This is a genomic window from Anatilimnocola aquadivae, assembly GCF_049819085.1.
In the GTDB taxonomy this organism is placed as follows: domain Bacteria; phylum Planctomycetota; class Planctomycetia; order Pirellulales; family Pirellulaceae; genus Anatilimnocola.
Genome location: NZ_CP187419.1, coordinates 6,622,995 through 6,637,428, shown reverse-complemented (window position 1 = coordinate 6,637,428; position 14,434 = coordinate 6,622,995). Strand labels below are relative to the sequence as shown.

The 14,434-nt window shown below is 58.2% G+C and carries 13 protein-coding genes; 5 read left to right on the top strand and 8 right to left on the bottom strand.

The features are described 5' to 3' along the window. Positions 1 to 1,326, bottom strand: a complete 1,326-nt coding sequence (locus NA78x_RS26175; RefSeq protein WP_425615323.1) for a dipeptidase — start codon at positions 1,324 to 1,326, stop codon at positions 1 to 3. A gap of 137 nt (positions 1,327 to 1,463) precedes the next feature. Between NA78x_RS26175 and NA78x_RS26170 the strand changes: the two genes are divergently transcribed. The 3 genes from NA78x_RS26170 to NA78x_RS26160 are packed head-to-tail and all read left to right on the top strand — an operon-like array spanning position 1,464 to position 3,505. After that, on the top strand, positions 1,464 to 2,675 hold the full coding sequence (locus tag NA78x_RS26170) for a metallophosphoesterase family protein (RefSeq protein WP_425615322.1): 1,212 nt from the start codon (positions 1,464 to 1,466) through the stop codon (positions 2,673 to 2,675). 25 nt (positions 2,676 to 2,700) lie between these two features. Next, positions 2,701 to 2,952 (top strand): hypothetical protein, encoded by a 252-nt coding sequence (locus NA78x_RS26165; protein WP_425615321.1) that lies wholly within the window; start codon positions 2,701 to 2,703, stop codon positions 2,950 to 2,952. Further along, positions 2,942 to 3,505: a hypothetical protein gene (locus NA78x_RS26160; protein WP_425615320.1), complete on the top strand. Its 564-nt coding sequence runs from the start codon at positions 2,942 to 2,944 to the stop codon at positions 3,503 to 3,505. The genes NA78x_RS26165 and NA78x_RS26160 overlap by 11 nt, the downstream gene beginning before the upstream one ends. A 3-nt stretch (positions 3,506 to 3,508) precedes the next feature. On the opposite strand, the gene nadA is transcribed toward NA78x_RS26160, so the two are convergent. Next, positions 3,509 to 4,660, bottom strand: coding sequence for a quinolinate synthase NadA (nadA, locus tag NA78x_RS26155; RefSeq protein ID WP_425615319.1), 1,152 nt, complete (start codon positions 4,658 to 4,660; stop codon positions 3,509 to 3,511). A 45-nt stretch (positions 4,661 to 4,705) separates the two neighbouring features. Continuing rightward, on the bottom strand, positions 4,706 to 5,371 hold the full coding sequence (locus tag NA78x_RS26150) for a metal-dependent transcriptional regulator (protein ID WP_425615318.1): 666 nt from the start codon (positions 5,369 to 5,371) through the stop codon (positions 4,706 to 4,708). Positions 5,372 to 5,489: 118 nt separating this feature from the next. Here NA78x_RS26150 and NA78x_RS26145 point away from each other — a divergent pair, with 118 nt between their 5' ends. Beyond that, positions 5,490 to 5,972: a DinB family protein gene (locus tag NA78x_RS26145; RefSeq protein ID WP_425615317.1), complete on the top strand. Its 483-nt coding sequence runs from the start codon at positions 5,490 to 5,492 to the stop codon at positions 5,970 to 5,972. Positions 5,973 to 6,347: 375 nt separating this feature from the next. On the opposite strand, the gene NA78x_RS26140 is transcribed toward NA78x_RS26145, so the two are convergent. Further along, positions 6,348 to 7,727, bottom strand: a complete 1,380-nt coding sequence (locus NA78x_RS26140) for a sigma-54-dependent transcriptional regulator (protein ID WP_425615316.1) — start codon at positions 7,725 to 7,727, stop codon at positions 6,348 to 6,350. A 545-nt stretch (positions 7,728 to 8,272) separates the two neighbouring features. Here NA78x_RS26140 and NA78x_RS26135 point away from each other — a divergent pair. Beyond that, on the top strand, positions 8,273 to 8,905 hold the full coding sequence (locus NA78x_RS26135) for a response regulator (protein WP_425615315.1): 633 nt from the start codon (positions 8,273 to 8,275) through the stop codon (positions 8,903 to 8,905). A gap of 111 nt (positions 8,906 to 9,016) precedes the next feature. Here the strand turns inward: NA78x_RS26135 and xerC are convergent, their stop codons facing one another. From xerC to NA78x_RS26115, 4 genes are all read right to left on the bottom strand, one after another. Continuing rightward, complete coding sequence (gene xerC, locus NA78x_RS26130) at positions 9,017 to 9,922, bottom strand: tyrosine recombinase XerC (RefSeq protein WP_425615314.1); 906 nt, start codon at positions 9,920 to 9,922, stop codon at positions 9,017 to 9,019. Between the two features lie 58 nt (positions 9,923 to 9,980). After that, positions 9,981 to 10,307, bottom strand: coding sequence for a hypothetical protein (locus tag NA78x_RS26125; protein WP_425615313.1), 327 nt, complete (start codon positions 10,305 to 10,307; stop codon positions 9,981 to 9,983). A 102-nt stretch (positions 10,308 to 10,409) separates the two neighbouring features. Then, positions 10,410 to 11,444 (bottom strand): hypothetical protein, encoded by a 1,035-nt coding sequence (locus NA78x_RS26120; protein ID WP_425615312.1) that lies wholly within the window; start codon positions 11,442 to 11,444, stop codon positions 10,410 to 10,412. A 123-nt stretch (positions 11,445 to 11,567) separates the two neighbouring features. Then, complete coding sequence (locus tag NA78x_RS26115) at positions 11,568 to 14,405, bottom strand: c-type cytochrome domain-containing protein (protein WP_425615311.1); 2,838 nt, start codon at positions 14,403 to 14,405, stop codon at positions 11,568 to 11,570. Positions 14,406 to 14,434: the final 29 nt, after the last annotated feature.

The window sequence follows — 14,434 nt, the reverse complement described above, 5'->3', positions numbered from 1 at the left end:
TTAAGTTTGTCGTCCCTTCAGCACCGCGTTAGAAACTCGCAGCATATTCAGCCCCAATATCTGCCGAATATCGTCGTCGCGGTAACCACGCTGGACGAGACCAACGGTGAAGAGTGGCCAGTTGGTCCAGGCGAGTGACTTCTCACCGGGAAAGCGCTGGCCGAGCGCACCTTCGGGCCAGAAAGCTTCGTATCGAGTGCGCCGCGTTCCACGTGAGGGAACCTTGCGACTTTCGGCGGCGGAGTTGCTCGACGAGTAAGCAATATCGGTGCCGATGCCGACGTGCTGCGTGCCAAAGCGTTTCGCGACGTAGTCGATGTGCTCGATTAGTGCGGGGATGTCGCCCTTGCCGCCGAGAAAGTTTGGGATGCAGCAAATGCCGACCAGACCACCTCCATCACAGATTGCTTTGATCACTTCCGTTGGCTTCGCGCGAATGTGATGATTCACGGCATCGCAGGCCGTGTGACTGGCGACCATCGGCAACTTCGAAGTTTGAGCCGCTTCCAAGCTGGTTCGCCAGCCGCTGTGAGCCACATCGACAATCACGCCCACGCGGTTCATCTCCGCGATCGCAGCCCGTCCCAGATCGCTCAGGCCGCCGTTGGCTGGCTCGGCGCAACCATCGCCGAGCAAGTTGCGGCGGTTGTAGGTGACGTGCATCATGCGGATGCCCAGCTGATAGAACAGCTTGATGTGTCGCAGTTCGTCGGGGACAGAGTTAAATTCGCCGGCAATCGGCACCCCGTTCCCGGTGAAGTAGAGACAATGCTTGCCGGCTCGCTTGGCTTGCTCAATATCGCTGGGCGTCACGGCCTTGGATACGAACTCGCGCAGATGATCGGTCAGGTAGGTGAATCGTCCCAGGCGCTTCAGCAAACGAACCGGATCCTGCCCTTCTTCGCCGGCATTCTGAAAAATGCAAGTCACTCCCGCGGCTTGCCACGCCAGCTCGAATTCCTTCCGTTCGGCATCGCTGTTCACACAACGCGTCATGCCCATTTCTTCGCGCAGGTCCTGCAGTTCTTCATCGGATGCACCCGCTGTCACTGCCTTGGCGATCACTTCTCCATCGATGGCGCAGCGCGGGGCAAAACCGTAGCAATCGAACACGAGCGACTCGGCATGCAGTCGCAGGCCACGTTCGAGTTCGACGGGCGAAGGCTTGAGTGCCTCAAGTCCTGCTTGCCAGGAAGCATCGATCGACGCGTTGAACTTGGGTCGATCCGCGGCGCGAGTGCTGCGACTAACGCTTGCTGCCGCAGCGACCACTGGAGTTGCGAGAGCGGCTTTGAGCAGTCGGCGGCGCGAGAACGCGAGCGTCATTGGTTTTCCTCTTCCAGGCAATGGATCAGCTGATTCACCCTCTGAAAGATAGTTGCCGCGTTGCCCACGCCGCAACGACCTGTTATTGATGAAACGATCACTTTCTCGCCTTCACCCCACCGATTCGCAGGCTGACCATGCAACGCCGCTCCTTCCTTTCGACCTCGCTGGCAGCTGGAATTGGCATCTCGGCAACGACGAATTTGCAACCGACGGCCGCGGCACCCAAGCCCGACGAACCAGAAGTGGTGCTGATCGGCCGGCCCGTGGTGAGCGGCCCGGCCGCTGAATCGATCACAATCTTGCAAGGCGTGTTTGGTCCTGTTGCTGGCTATCTTGAATTCGCTATCGGCGATGGTGAGTTTCAGCGAGTCGATGCCGAGTCGAATGGTCTGCTGCCGCTGGAGCAGTACGCTCTGAAGTTTCGCCTGCCACCTTTGCCAGCCGGTAAGGAAGTCAAGTATCGGATCACGGCTCGTTCGATCGAATTCAAGAACGCTTACAACATCGTGCAAGGTCCGGTCGAAGTCTCAGAGACCTATTCCTTCCGCACGCTCGATCCCGCGGCTGGAGAAACTCGGTTTCTGATCTGGAACGACACGCACGAAAACCAAGAGACGATTCGCGCGCTACACAAAGTGACGAGCGACAAAGCCCCCGACTTCTTGCTCTGGAACGGCGATCAAACAAACGACGTGTACGATCCGCTGAAGATGACGAATCAGTACTTGTCTCCCAGCGGACTCGATGTTGCCGCTCGGTGGCCGCTCGCCTATGCCCGGGGCAATCACGATGTCCGTGGTCCCGCCGCCCGGCATCTGCCCGAATTCACCGGCACGCCAGACGACCGCTTTTACTACGGTTTTCGCAGCGGACCGCTGGCGGCGCTCGTCATGGACACCGGGGAAGACAAGCCCGACGATCATCCAGTATTCGCCGGACTCGCGGGCTTTGCTGCGATGCGCGAACGCCAGACCAAGTGGCTGGCGAGCACCATTCGCGAGGACTGGTTCCGCTCGGCTCCCTATCGCATCTTGTTCTGCCACATTCCGCTCTGGTGGACCGACGAAACGTCTAACCCCGGCTACTTCCTGTTTGCGAAACCCTGCCGCGAAGCTTGGCTGCCCCTTCTCAAGGAAGGCAAGATTCAGCTCGTTGTTTCTGGCCACACCCATCGCGCCACTTGGCTCCCCGCTGGTGATGATCGCCCCATTGGCCAACTCATTGGCGGCGGACCGAAGTTGTCCGCGGCGACCATCATCGAAGGAAACGCCAACGGGAAGGAGTTGATCCTCTCCATGCGCTCGCTCGACGGCAAGGTGCTGCAGGAAGTGAAGATTCCGGCGTAGGGCCAAAGTTGATAAACTGGTAACCATGCCTTCCAACGATGACCTCCAGTGGCGACAAATCATTGGCCCTGCTCGCGCGCCGGTGGTCGAAGTTGTCGACGACGACATGGCTGAGGTCCTACGTGCGAAGACGGAGGGCGAGCGAGTCAACATCGCCCTTGGCCTTTGGCATTTCGCTCGCAATACGCTCCGTCGCCGTGTGGCGGCGGAACATCCCGACTGGACGCAGGATCAGGTCTATCGAGAAGCAGCGAAGCGGTTGTTACATGACACCTGATCGTTTGATCGCCGACTTAGTCGCCTTCTTCGACCGACTGCAAATACGCTACGCCATCGTGGGTTCGGTTGCCTCCATCGCCTATGGTGAACCGCGGTTTACCAACGATGTCGATGTGGTGGCAGACTTGCAACTCGAACACGTCGAGCCCTTCCTGAGCGCCTTCCCAGGGCCAGACTTCTATTGCAGTCGCGAAGCAATGCAATCGGCAATTCGCAAGCGATTTCAGTTCAACGTCATTCACAGCGCCGAAGGCGTGAAAGCCGACATCATCATTCCGACCAACGATGGCTTTGATCGTTTGGAACTCGATCGCCGCCAATGGGTGGAGGTCGGCGAATCGGGATATGCCTGGGTCGCATCGCCCGAAGACGTGATGCTGAAAAAGATGGAGTACTATCAACTCGGCGGCTCAGAGAAGCACCTGCGCGATATCGCCAGCATGTTGCGAATCACGAAGCGCGAAATCGACTACGACTACCTTGCCGACTGGATTGCCAAGTTGAATCTGCAGGCAACTTGGGCGTTGATTCAGGAGAAATTGAGTTCGTAGCTGTTACTTCACGTCCAGCATTCGGCTGAGTGCCACCAGGCTTTGCTCGGTAGTGGTTTCGTCCACGCGAATAATGTTGACGGGTTCACCCGCGGCGAGTCGTTCGAGGCTCCAGCAGAGGTGGGCGAGATCGATGCGGTACATGGTCGCGCACATGCAGACCACCGGCGATAGAAAGTGAATCTCCTGCTCGGGATGTTCTTGCTTGAGGCGATTCACCAGGTGCAGTTCGGTGCCGATGGCCCATTTGCTGCCGGGAGGAGCTTTGTCGACGACATCGATGATTTTGCTCGTGCTGCCGCTGATATCGGCGATGTCGTTCACTTCCTGCGGACACTCAGGGTGGACGAGAATCTTGATGCCCGGGTGATGTTGCCGGAACAGAGCCACGTGCTCGGCCTTGAACATCTGATGCACGCTGCAATGCCCTTTCCACAGTACTACTTTGCTGCGGCGAATCGCATCTTCGGTGTTGCCGCCGAATTCCGGTTCATAGGGATCCCAGACTGGCATCTGATCGTTGGTGATGCCCATCTTAAGGGCCGTGTTGCGACCCAAGTGTTGATCGGGAAAGAAGAAGACGCGGCTCGTGCGCTTGTAGGCCCAGTCGAGCACTGCGCGGGCGTTGCTGCTGGTGCAGACAATGCCGCCATGACGACCGCAGAACGCCTTCAAGCTGGCGGCACTGTTGATATAGGTAACGGGGGTGATGTCCTTCGTGTCGATCACCTCGCCCAGGTCTTGCCAGGCGGCTTCCACCTGGTCGATCGCCGCCATGTCTGCCATCGAGCAGCCTGCTCCCAAGTCGGGCAGCACCACGGTGACACGCTCGCCTTTTCGCTCGGCCAGTTTCTCAGGGCGGTTCGCCAGAATGTCGGCCGTCTCTGCCATGAAGTGCACACCGCAAAAGACGATGTACCGGCAGTCGTTGCTCGACGCAGCCAATTGGCTCAATTGATACGAATCGCCGCGCAGGTCCGAGTGCGCGATTACTTCATCCTGCTGGTAGTGGTGACCAAGAATGAGCAGACGTGGACCGAACTCGCGGCGGACTTTTTCGATCCGGGCCGATAGCTCTTCATTCGAGAGCGATTTATACGGCTTGAGCGAGGCAGGGGCCAGTTTGTCGAGACGAGCTTGTACGAGAGTTTCCATGCCCCAATTATAACGCCATCCTGGCAAATGTGGCGGCGTTTCAGATCAAGAAGCGGTTCGATTGATCAGCACGCGCTGCGCGACCGACACACTCAGGGTTGCCACGGACTCGCCCACGCGCAGGGTGATCACGCCGGCCTCTTGGCGGTTGGAAACCACCTCGCCTTGAGCCCCCAGTTTGAGGCCCGTTTCGGCGAGATAGCGGAGAAACTCGGGCGTTTGGTCGAGCACGCGTTCGATGCGAAACGCGTCGCGTTCCTGCAAATCGGCGAGCCGGACCGTTGGCGAAGGCGTGACCGTTCCATCGGCTTTGGGAATGGGGTCGCCATGCGGATCGCAGGCCGGGTATTTGAGGTAAGCATCGATTCGGTCGATGAGCAGATCGCTCACCGCGTGCTCCATGTTCTCAGCCTCTTCGTGAACCTCGTCCCAAGTGAGGTTCAGTGTTTGCGACAGGAACAATTCAATCAGCCGATGACGGCGCAAGACACGCAGGGCCAGTGCCCGGCCGGAATCGGTTAGTTCGGCTCCACCATAGCGAACATACGTTGCCAGACCTGACTCGCTGAGCGTCTTGAGCATGCTGGTGACGGTGCTAGGCGAGACTTGCAGCGCTTCAGCCAATTGGCCAGTCGTTGCCGGACCATCGGCTTGCAACGAACTGATCTGGTAGATCGTTTTGACGTAGTTTTCGATCGTCAGGCTGGCCAAGATACTGCGCTCCGAGAGAGAAGAGATGCCACGATTGTAAGTGGCCCGCTCCCATGACGGAATCGGTGCTAAGCTGGTCCTGCTAAATCCAAAACTGCCTATGCCGAGGGAGACTGCGGTGGTCGATCAAAGTTTGCTAGCGATGTTTGTTGAAGTGCGTCGTGCTCTCTTGCGCTCGTTGCAGAATGTTGACGAAGCCATGTCGCTATGGCATCCGCCTGGCCTCTCGAATCACATCGTCTGGCACGCTGGCCATGCCTACGTCGTTGTCGAGTGGCTGACTGCGGGGCCTCTCGGCCTTGAGCCACAGGCTCCCGCTGGTTGGTTCGAAATGTTCAGCTGGGAGAGCCGCCCCGCTGCGACTCCCGTCGAGAAGTTTCCGAAGCTGGCAACCATCGTGGCTGAGTTAGAGGCTCAACAAGCGAGATTGAAAGAGCTGTATGCCGGGCTGAGTGAGATTGACCTCAAGGGAGAGGCCGTCGATCAGCCGGGCAGCACCGTGCGGCAAGTCATTCTGCATGCGTTTCAGGACGAGGCTTCGCACAAAGGAGAAATTCGCCTGCTGCGAAAGATGGTTGCCGTTTCGCGAGCACCAGCGTGATTCAGCGGCGACTAGCTGGCTATTGTCGTGATGACGTCGGAAAAAGTATATGCAAATATATTGACAATGTATCGCACATGTTTGACAATGGCAGGCTGCTCTCAATAATTTGGTGGATCGAACTGCGCAGCGACGTCTGGCCGGTGTCGGGGCGAACGAACTGCGCAAGATTTCCGTTCTTTGTCTCGCGCTTGCTCGTCTTGTTGACGATTCGGGTGACCCAAAAAGGTGCCCGTGTCCAACAACCCGGGAGGTTATTGGACAAGAAGGCGTGTGTGAGAATTGCCCGGTCCGACGCAAGTCGTTTGCTGACAGTCGCTTTGGCCGGATTTCGGAAACCAGCGGCTGTCCAACAACCGGCCAGTTGTTGGACATTTACATCTGTGCCTGAGGCAGTTTGTCGATGCCGAGACGCTTCATCTTCTTGTAGAGCGTGGTGCGATTGATGCCGAGGGCATCAGCGGTCGCATTACGGTTCCAGCGGTTGTTTTCGAGCATCTCCAGAATGATGGCCCGCTCGGGAGCAGCCATCGCTTCTTTGAGGGCTTTGCCGCTGAGTGCTTCCAGCGACACAGGCTGGCCGGCGGCGATCTGCGGTGGCAGATCTTCGAGGGTTACCTTGTTGCTGCGACCGAGCAACACGGCTCGCTCGATGGTGTTCTGCAATTCACGCACGTTGCCTGGCCAGTTATAGCGCTGCATCGCTTGCATCGCATCTTCGGCAAAACCTTCCGCGGGGCGGCCAGCTTCTTCGCAGGTCTTTTGTTGAAAATGAGCGGACAGCAGGGGGATATCGGCGATCCGTTCGCGAAGTGAGGGAAGTTCGATGTTGATGACGTTGACGCGATAGAACAGATCCTGGCGGAAGCGGCCATCGGCGACCGCTTCGCCCAGGTCTTCGTTCGTGGCGAGGATCACGCGCGAGTCGACTTTGATTGTCTTGGTGCTGCCGACAGGTTCGAAATGGAACTCTTGCAGCACACGCAGCAACTTCACCTGCAAGCTGGGTGAGGCAGTGCCAATTTCGTCGAGGAAGATGGTGCCCTTGTCGGCCTGAGTGAACTTACCGACCTTTTCGCCCACAGCGCCGGTGAACGAACCGGCCGCATGGCCGAACAGTTCACTTTCGAGCAGGGCTTCGGGCATGGCTCCGCAGGCAACTTCGACAAATGATTGATCGCGTCGGCTGCTGCGGCGGTGAATGGCGCGGGCAAGCAGGCTTTTGCCGGTACCGCTTTCGCCAGTGATGAGGACGGTGGCCCGAGTGTCGGCAATGCGGTCGACCATGTCGTAGACGCGTTGCATGCGATGGTCGTGGCCCACGATGCTCTCGAGGCCAAAGCGCAGATCTAGTTGTGCTTTCAGGCTCTGGTTTTCGACCAGCACTTTGTTTTGTGAAAGGGCGCGCTGGATCGACATCTCCAGTTCTTCGTCGATGAGCGGCTTGGTCAGCAAATCAAAAGCGCCGGCACGCAGGGCTTCGATGCCCGTCTCGACAGTGCCGTAACCGGTGAGCAGGATCACCATGAGTTCCGGCTTGTTTTGGCGTACCCACGCCAAAACATCGAAGCCGTCGCCGTCATCGAGACGAATGTCGGCAATGACGAGGTCGAGCTGTTCCTTCCGCAGTTGTTCGATCGCGGCCGCGCACGAGCGGGCTGTCAGGACAAAATACCCCTGTTCGCGGAGCCAGCTGGCCATCGAGTCGAGCAGATGGGAATCATCGTCAATTAGTAGTAGTCGTCCCGACTTCATGGCGAGTTGTCCAGCGAGCGAAATGATGGAATGGCAGACGTCAAGCAGATCTCGGCTATCGATACGGGTTTGCGATTCACCGCAGATAGGCGGGAAGGGGGATAACCATCCCTTGCTGCCATCGTCGGACTGACGAACAATGAGTTCGTCCGATGGATATCTAGGTTGAGCATTGGCGTCGGTCAAATCCCACGTGAGTTGTTGAAAAGCAACGTGAGAACTTTTCGAGACTGCCAAAAGTTGCGTAAGCGCTTGTGCTACTTGTGATTCCGCGTTCGAACGGTGGGAGACCGCATTTTTTCGTTATGATCAGCATTTTGCTCGCCTCGTCCCCCACGAAAGGCTAGGATGCCTAGGAGGATGAGCCGACTTTTTCTCGTCTGACGGATTTACGTGAGTAAGAATTATTTTAGGATTTGTCGCTAGTGTCTTTAGGAAGCGAAAACGCCGAACGGAGCGGTTTCAGGGGCAGAACCAAACCTAAAGCTCAGCGCGAGGGAGTTTTGCGTTTCTAATCGAGGGTACGGGGCAATGAAGGGCCGTTTATGACCATTAGTTTGCTTATCGCTGACGACCACGAGGTTATCCGCACCGGCGTGAAGTCCATGCTGGAAGGTTCGGATATTCAGGTTGTTGCCGAAGCGTCGACCGGCAACCAAGCCATTGAACAAACCGTGAAACACCACCCGGACGTGGTGCTGCTTGACGTGCGGATGCCCGAGACCGATGGCCTCGAGGCACTCGAGCGGATTATCGATCGTTCGCCGAGGACGAAGGTTGTGATGCTCACCGGTCACGACAATTCGACGTACATCGCTCGAGCAGTCGCCCTGGGGGCTGCCGGGTACCTGCTGAAGGATTCGTCTCGGGACGCCATCCTGGGAGCGATTAACCGCGCTCACACGGGATTGCCGCCGGATGGCGAAAGCCTGATGGGACGCGTGAAGAACACGATGGCCCGTCGTCGGCCGACTTACGACGAAGACATCCCGCTGACCAATCGCGAGGTCCAGGTGCTGCGTCATGTAGCGCTCGGCCTAAGCAACCGCGAAATCGGTCGCTCGCTGGAAATCAGCATCGAAACGGTCAAAGAGCACGTGCAGAACATCCTGCGCAAGCTTGAAGCCGGCGATCGCACCGAAGCAGCGGTATGGGCGGTGAAGAAGGGTTTGGTCTAAGACGACCACCGATCAAAACTGAATCCACGCGGAACAGGCAGAAGAGCGTGGCATAGCCTCCGATTGAACCGGAGGCTTTTTTGTTGCGCGTCGCGAAGATTGGGCGGAGGCCTAACTGACGCGAGCCCGAGGATGAGCCCGCTCATAGACGGCCTTCAAGCCGGCGGTGCTGACGTGGGTATAGATCTGGGTCGTCACCAGGCTCTTGTGGCCGAGCAGTTCCTGCACGCTGCGGATATCGGCTCCGCGGTCGAGCAGATGCGTGGCAAAGCTGTGCCGCAACGTGTGAGGCGTCGTGCGAGTATCGAGCCCCGTGGTCTGCAGGTACTTCTCCAGCATGCGGGCCACACTGCGCGTTGTTAGCCGCCGGCCAAACTTGTTGGTGAAGATCGGCGCGAGCGGGCCCTGCTTCTCTTTTGGCGAGAGGACTCGCACCTTCAGCCAGCGGCGCAGGGCCGCGATGGCAAACGAGCCGAGCGGAGCGAGCCGCTCTTTGCGACCTTTGCCACGGATGCGGACGATCGATTCTGTTAGGTCGAGATCACCGCTGTTCATCCCCACGACTTCACTCACGCGCAAACCGGCGGAGTAAGTCACTTCCAGAATCGCGCGATCCCGCAGGCCCATCATCTGGCCGGCAGGCGGGGCATCGAGCAGTTGCCCAATCTCTTCGCCGGAGAGAAAGTGCGGCAGCTTGCGGTCGGGGCGTGGGTTGCGCAGGGGTTTGGCGGGGTTATTCTGAGCGATGCCTTCCCGTTGGGCGAACTTGAAGAAGGTTCGCAGCGAAGCCAGGCGGCGAGCGATGGAGGTCTTCGCATAGCCCGCTTCGTGCATCGCCGAGACGTAACCCCGCAGATCGAGCGGTGTGATTTCTGCGGGATCTGCTGAACGGCTGTAGGCCTGGCAGAGATACTCGTCGAGTGCGATCAAGTCCTCGCGGTAGGACTTGATCGTCAGATCAGCCGCATTGCGCTCAACCGTCAAGAATTGCAGGAACAGTTCGATGGCGGCTTGCATCAGCGGCCCTCCGCAGGGGAACGAGCCCGTTTTAACGGCAACCTAACGGACGGGACACTTAGACTTCGTCGCTGTTGCTATCGGCAGCGGTGTCGGTGGGCAGCGAAAGCTTGAAGCGGGGGCGATGCGGAGCCGGTACGCTTCCCGAAGGAGCGTCGACGCGTGCGGTTGATTTTTTCGCTTCCGCAGGAGCTTCACTCTCGGGAACCGTACTGCGAATTCGCTGACTGAGCACCGCGGCGTCGTACCAGCTGAAGCTGAGTTCTGGGTTCGAGGCGAAGCGACCCAAGGTACGCAACGCTTCCGCTCGGCGGTCATCATCAAACAAGAAGATGTACCGCTCTTCACCCTTCACTAGCGCCAGTACGTTGATATCTTGACTCACGAAGCGGAACTCCTGGTGGCTGCCAGCGCTGTCACTGCTGCGGTAGAACGATTCCGCGGCGACAACTGAAACTGACAAAAGAGGAAGCCGGTTACCGCATTCCTATCGGCTAATCGGCCAGCGCCACGCCACTCGGGACTCTCCAGCCCCACCTCTCGCTGCGAGCGTTTCCGTCACGTGCAAATAACAACAAAACCGAATGAAATCGCTAGGACGTTGAAGATATGTTTGCCAGCCGCCGAAGCGTGCATCGTCACGCGTTTCGTAGTAGTGTTCCAACCGCTGGGTAAACTCTGCGTCCTGTCCGTGATAGATGCGAGTGTGCGTGATGATGGGATCGTATTGAGGGCGTAAAACAGGCGGTTTTTCACCAGGCGCAAGCGGAATGAAGCCGCGCGGATCAGGCCACGGCGGCACTGGTTCGTGAGCGCCGAACGCCGCCACATCGTTGCCACTAGTGGCACTCGGTGGCTTGATGGCAGACTCTGCGGAAGCTGCTGAATGCGAGGCTGTTTTGTTTGTCGCGCTGCTGGCATTCTGCGCTGCTGGCTCTGCTCTTAGAGCGGGATCTTCGAAGGTGGGTGTTTGTGTCTTCAGCTGCTCGCGCGCAAGAGCGAACTCTGCTTCACGCACCAGCGAAGAGGGAATGAACTCTTCTTCCGCAGTACCCCAAGGCAAACCATAGCCGGCGGGGATCGGATGAAACCCCGGATTGGCAGAGTACCAGTCGACCGAGAGACCAATGCGCGGCGGATAGTACGGCGAGTACTCGGTAACCGAGCCCACAATGACGGCATCGACCTGCATCATGCGAGCCAGCATTTGAAAGTCCGCACCCGACCGAGGCTGCAGACGGCTGGCTTCGAGATATCGCCGGGTGACACCGACGGGAACCACTTCAAAACCCGGGATGCTTTGCAATTCGTTGTAGTACGCGATCGCTAGCTCGTCGCCATCGACGGTGGGCTCTTTGCTTTGATTGAAGAATGGCAGGATCGCAACGCGGTGCAGTTGCGGAAATGGATTGTGATAGACGGGATGCACATGCCGGTTCGGAATCGCCGCGCAGCCGGTGCAGAGCATCGCCAGCAAGGCAATGACAGCAAGGTTGACGGAGATTAGTGAGCGGGCGGGCATCGATCTTGAGCCTTCGATCGCAGAATGCCGCCGCCAGGGTGCAATCCAAGCGCGCGACGTCCGCAGTGTCGGCTTTATCGTCAAACTCCGCCTAATCGCTCCAGTCAAACGAGACTGCTGTCGCTACTTTCCTGCAGGTGCTAGCGAAGCGGTCGCCTTTTCATCCGGCACACGCACCTTCAGCAGCATTGGAAGGGCGGTTTGATTACCTTCTACGTTGGCCGTTGCGTGAAAGAGCCGGTCTTGAGGTTTCACCCAAGGCTCCGCTCGCAGGAAGATGGTCCGCTCGGTTTGACCCTCAGGAATCAAAACGCCGCTGAGGCCGATGTCGTCCACGATCACGCCGTGCGGCAAGTTGCCTACGTCAAACGCCACGCGATCTTTGAATCCGTTGCGTTCGATGCGAAGCTTGCAGGTCACGGTGCCGCCAGGCAGCAAGGTGAGTTCGGGAATAGCCGAGTTTGCTTCCTGGGCCTTCGTCGGATCGGCAAGTTCCAGATAGGCGAGCAACTTCGGTTTATCGGCCCGCTTAATGGTTCCTAAGCTGCCTGCGTCCTTGGTTCGTTCTTCACCAGCAACGGTAGCAATCGCGGTCAGCTTCGAGGTCTTCTCATTTTCGGATGTTGGAGCGACAGCATCGGCGGTGCAGTTAATCACGCCTTGTGCCTCGTAAAGTCCTGCGGCAATCACGACCGGCGAAGTGACTTGAAAGCCAGGTGGCAGGCCGGTGATCTCGATTCGAATCGGCCCCATGAAGTGATCGATGCGTTCGGCCTTCACGGTGAAGGTTTTGCCGCTGCCGGCGTTGATTGTGGGGTTCATCGGCGTGACGGTCACCTTGAAGTCGGGCTGCGGCCGCCGGGCAATCAATTGGTATTTGAAGTTGTCGCCCGAGAAGCCACGCACATCACTAACGCGAACCAGATACTCGCCCGCGGCCGGCGCGACGAAGGTGACTTGCGAATCCTTGCCGTACTTGCGCGCGGCCTGATCGTCGTTTTCGTAGTTGAGCGTGAAGACCGGCAAGCCATTATTCGGCAACTGCGTACCGACGGCGTAGGGCACCACAATGTAGCCAGGTTCGCCAAGCGCGTGAGCACGACCGGTGGTCTCAAAAAACGTGATGCGGTTGCCATTCTCGGGATAGAACTGAGCATCGGCATCGGGCCCGCGACGTTGCTGGAAGTGCTTGATGACTTCGCCGTTGAGATAGACGTACTCATTCAGCAGCATCTCTTCATAATTCTTCAGCCGCACGCCACGCTGGTCGCTGTTCATGCCGCGGAACTCGATTTCCGTATCGCGCACACCGCGGAGTAGCACGCGCGGCACAGGATTGCCGGCTGCATCGAGAATCTCCAATTTGCTATCGAGGGGCGAACCCGTGCGGGCCGCGTTGGTTTCGAAGATCCATTGATCGCCCTTTGTGGCCTCAAAGCGAAACAGGTCGCCATCGGTTTGATTGGCTTTGCTTTGGATGCTGCCAGTGACCATGCCAGGCAATTTAAACGCTTGAGCCTGAGCTGGTTCGTCATTGGGTTCGTTCTCGGCTGAAGTCGGCAATTTATCGATTGCCGCTTGTTCGCCATAGTTTACTTCCGGTGGCGTTTCGTCAGCGGGAACGAAGGACGCGATGGTTGACTGCGGCGGAGGTTCGATCGGCAAGATCGAAGTGCTGCCATCAATGCGTCCCACCACAATGCGATTTCCTGACGGCAGAATCGCGACACCACTTGCCCAATCAGGTTGTTTAGCAAGCGTCTGGCGAATGGTCAGGTTGTCGGCATTCCAGACTTTGATCAGCCGGTCTTCGCCGGTCGAGACCAACGTCTTACCATCGGCCGACCACGCCAGCCGCAGTACGGGTGTTTCGTGAGCAAACTGCGAAATGAGCAGCGGGTTGGTACCTTCTTTCGCATCGGCGCTGATCTGCCAGACCCGAATGCGATTGTCCACCCCGGCGGCTGCGACTTGATTGCCGTGCGGATGAAACGCGAGCGTGTAAAGTTCTTTCGTTGACTCCTTCAGCGTATCCAGCCGCTCGCCGGATGCGACGTTCCACAACTTGACGGTGCGATCTCCACTGGCACTGGCCAGAATCTGCCCGTCGCGGCGAAAGGCCAGTTCGAACACAGCGCCGCTGTGGCCTTCGAGCTTCTTCAGCAACTTGCCACTGCTGGTTTCCCACAGCGAGATCAGTCCGTCGTAGCCTCCGGTCGCTAGCACGCTGCGGTCGGGACTGAGCTGGACAGAATAGATGCTGTCTTTATGCCCTTGCACCATTTTCAGCAGCGAGCCATCGGCGACGTTCCAGATGCGCGCTTCGCCGAACAAGCCTGGTTCACCGGCACCAGCAACGAGCCAACTGCCGTCGTCCGAAAAGGCGACCGCATTCACACTGCCGCGATGGCCAGTGAGATTTCCAGGTGAAGTCGGCTTTGAGTCACCTTCCGTCGCCGTTTGCAGTTCAACCTCGCCGTGGCGAGCGAGTGCGACGGTAGCATTTGCCGGTGAAACAGCAACCGCATTCACACTTTGCCGCGCAGGGGCGAGCAATTTGATTTGTGGGGCAACAAGGACCGTCGGATCGGGAGCTGCGCCGCTTGGTCCTTTAGCTCCGGCATCGATCCACGAACGGAGGATTGCCAACTCCTCTTTCGACGGGGGATCGCTATCTTTAGGCGGCATTGCCGGCTGAGCTTTGCCGGTCAGCACCAGAATCATGCGACTCAGTTCGCTATGGCCGGGTGTGATGGCCGCTCCCTTGGCGCCGCCCTTAAGCAGCGACGCATAACTCTGCAGCGAGAGCTTGCCTTCGGGTTCGTCGTCGCTATGACAACTGGTGCAGTATTTGTTCAGTACCGGCTGCACTTGTTTGGCATAGTCCGGCGCTTCGGCCGCTGACGTGGCCACGCATGCCGCCAGGAGGATGATCGCGGGAGAGAGAGTAGAGAGTCGCATATTCGCAATCCCAAGAGGGAATAAGCAGC

What these genes read in the sequence shown, in the direction of transcription:
- NA78x_RS26175 (WP_425615323.1), bottom strand. Translation starts at nt 1,326, where the DNA reads ATGACGCTCGCGTTCTCGCGCCGCCGACTGCTCAAAGCCGCTCTCGCA.
- NA78x_RS26170 (WP_425615322.1), top strand. Translation starts at nt 1,464, where the DNA reads ATGCAACGCCGCTCCTTCCTTTCGACCTCGCTGGCAGCTGGAATTGGC.
- NA78x_RS26165 (WP_425615321.1), top strand. Translation starts at nt 2,701, where the DNA reads ATGCCTTCCAACGATGACCTCCAGTGGCGACAAATCATTGGCCCTGCT.
- NA78x_RS26160 (WP_425615320.1), top strand. Translation starts at nt 2,942, where the DNA reads ATGACACCTGATCGTTTGATCGCCGACTTAGTCGCCTTCTTCGACCGA.
- nadA (WP_425615319.1), bottom strand. Translation starts at nt 4,660, where the DNA reads ATGGAAACTCTCGTACAAGCTCGTCTCGACAAACTGGCCCCTGCCTCG.
- NA78x_RS26140 (WP_425615316.1), bottom strand. Translation starts at nt 7,727, where the DNA reads ATGAAGTCGGGACGACTACTACTAATTGACGATGATTCCCATCTGCTC.
- NA78x_RS26135 (WP_425615315.1), top strand. Translation starts at nt 8,273, where the DNA reads ATGACCATTAGTTTGCTTATCGCTGACGACCACGAGGTTATCCGCACC.
- xerC (WP_425615314.1), bottom strand. Translation starts at nt 9,922, where the DNA reads ATGCAAGCCGCCATCGAACTGTTCCTGCAATTCTTGACGGTTGAGCGC.
- NA78x_RS26120 (WP_425615312.1), bottom strand. Translation starts at nt 11,444, where the DNA reads ATGCCCGCCCGCTCACTAATCTCCGTCAACCTTGCTGTCATTGCCTTG.
- NA78x_RS26115 (WP_425615311.1), bottom strand. Translation starts at nt 14,405, where the DNA reads ATGCGACTCTCTACTCTCTCTCCCGCGATCATCCTCCTGGCGGCATGC.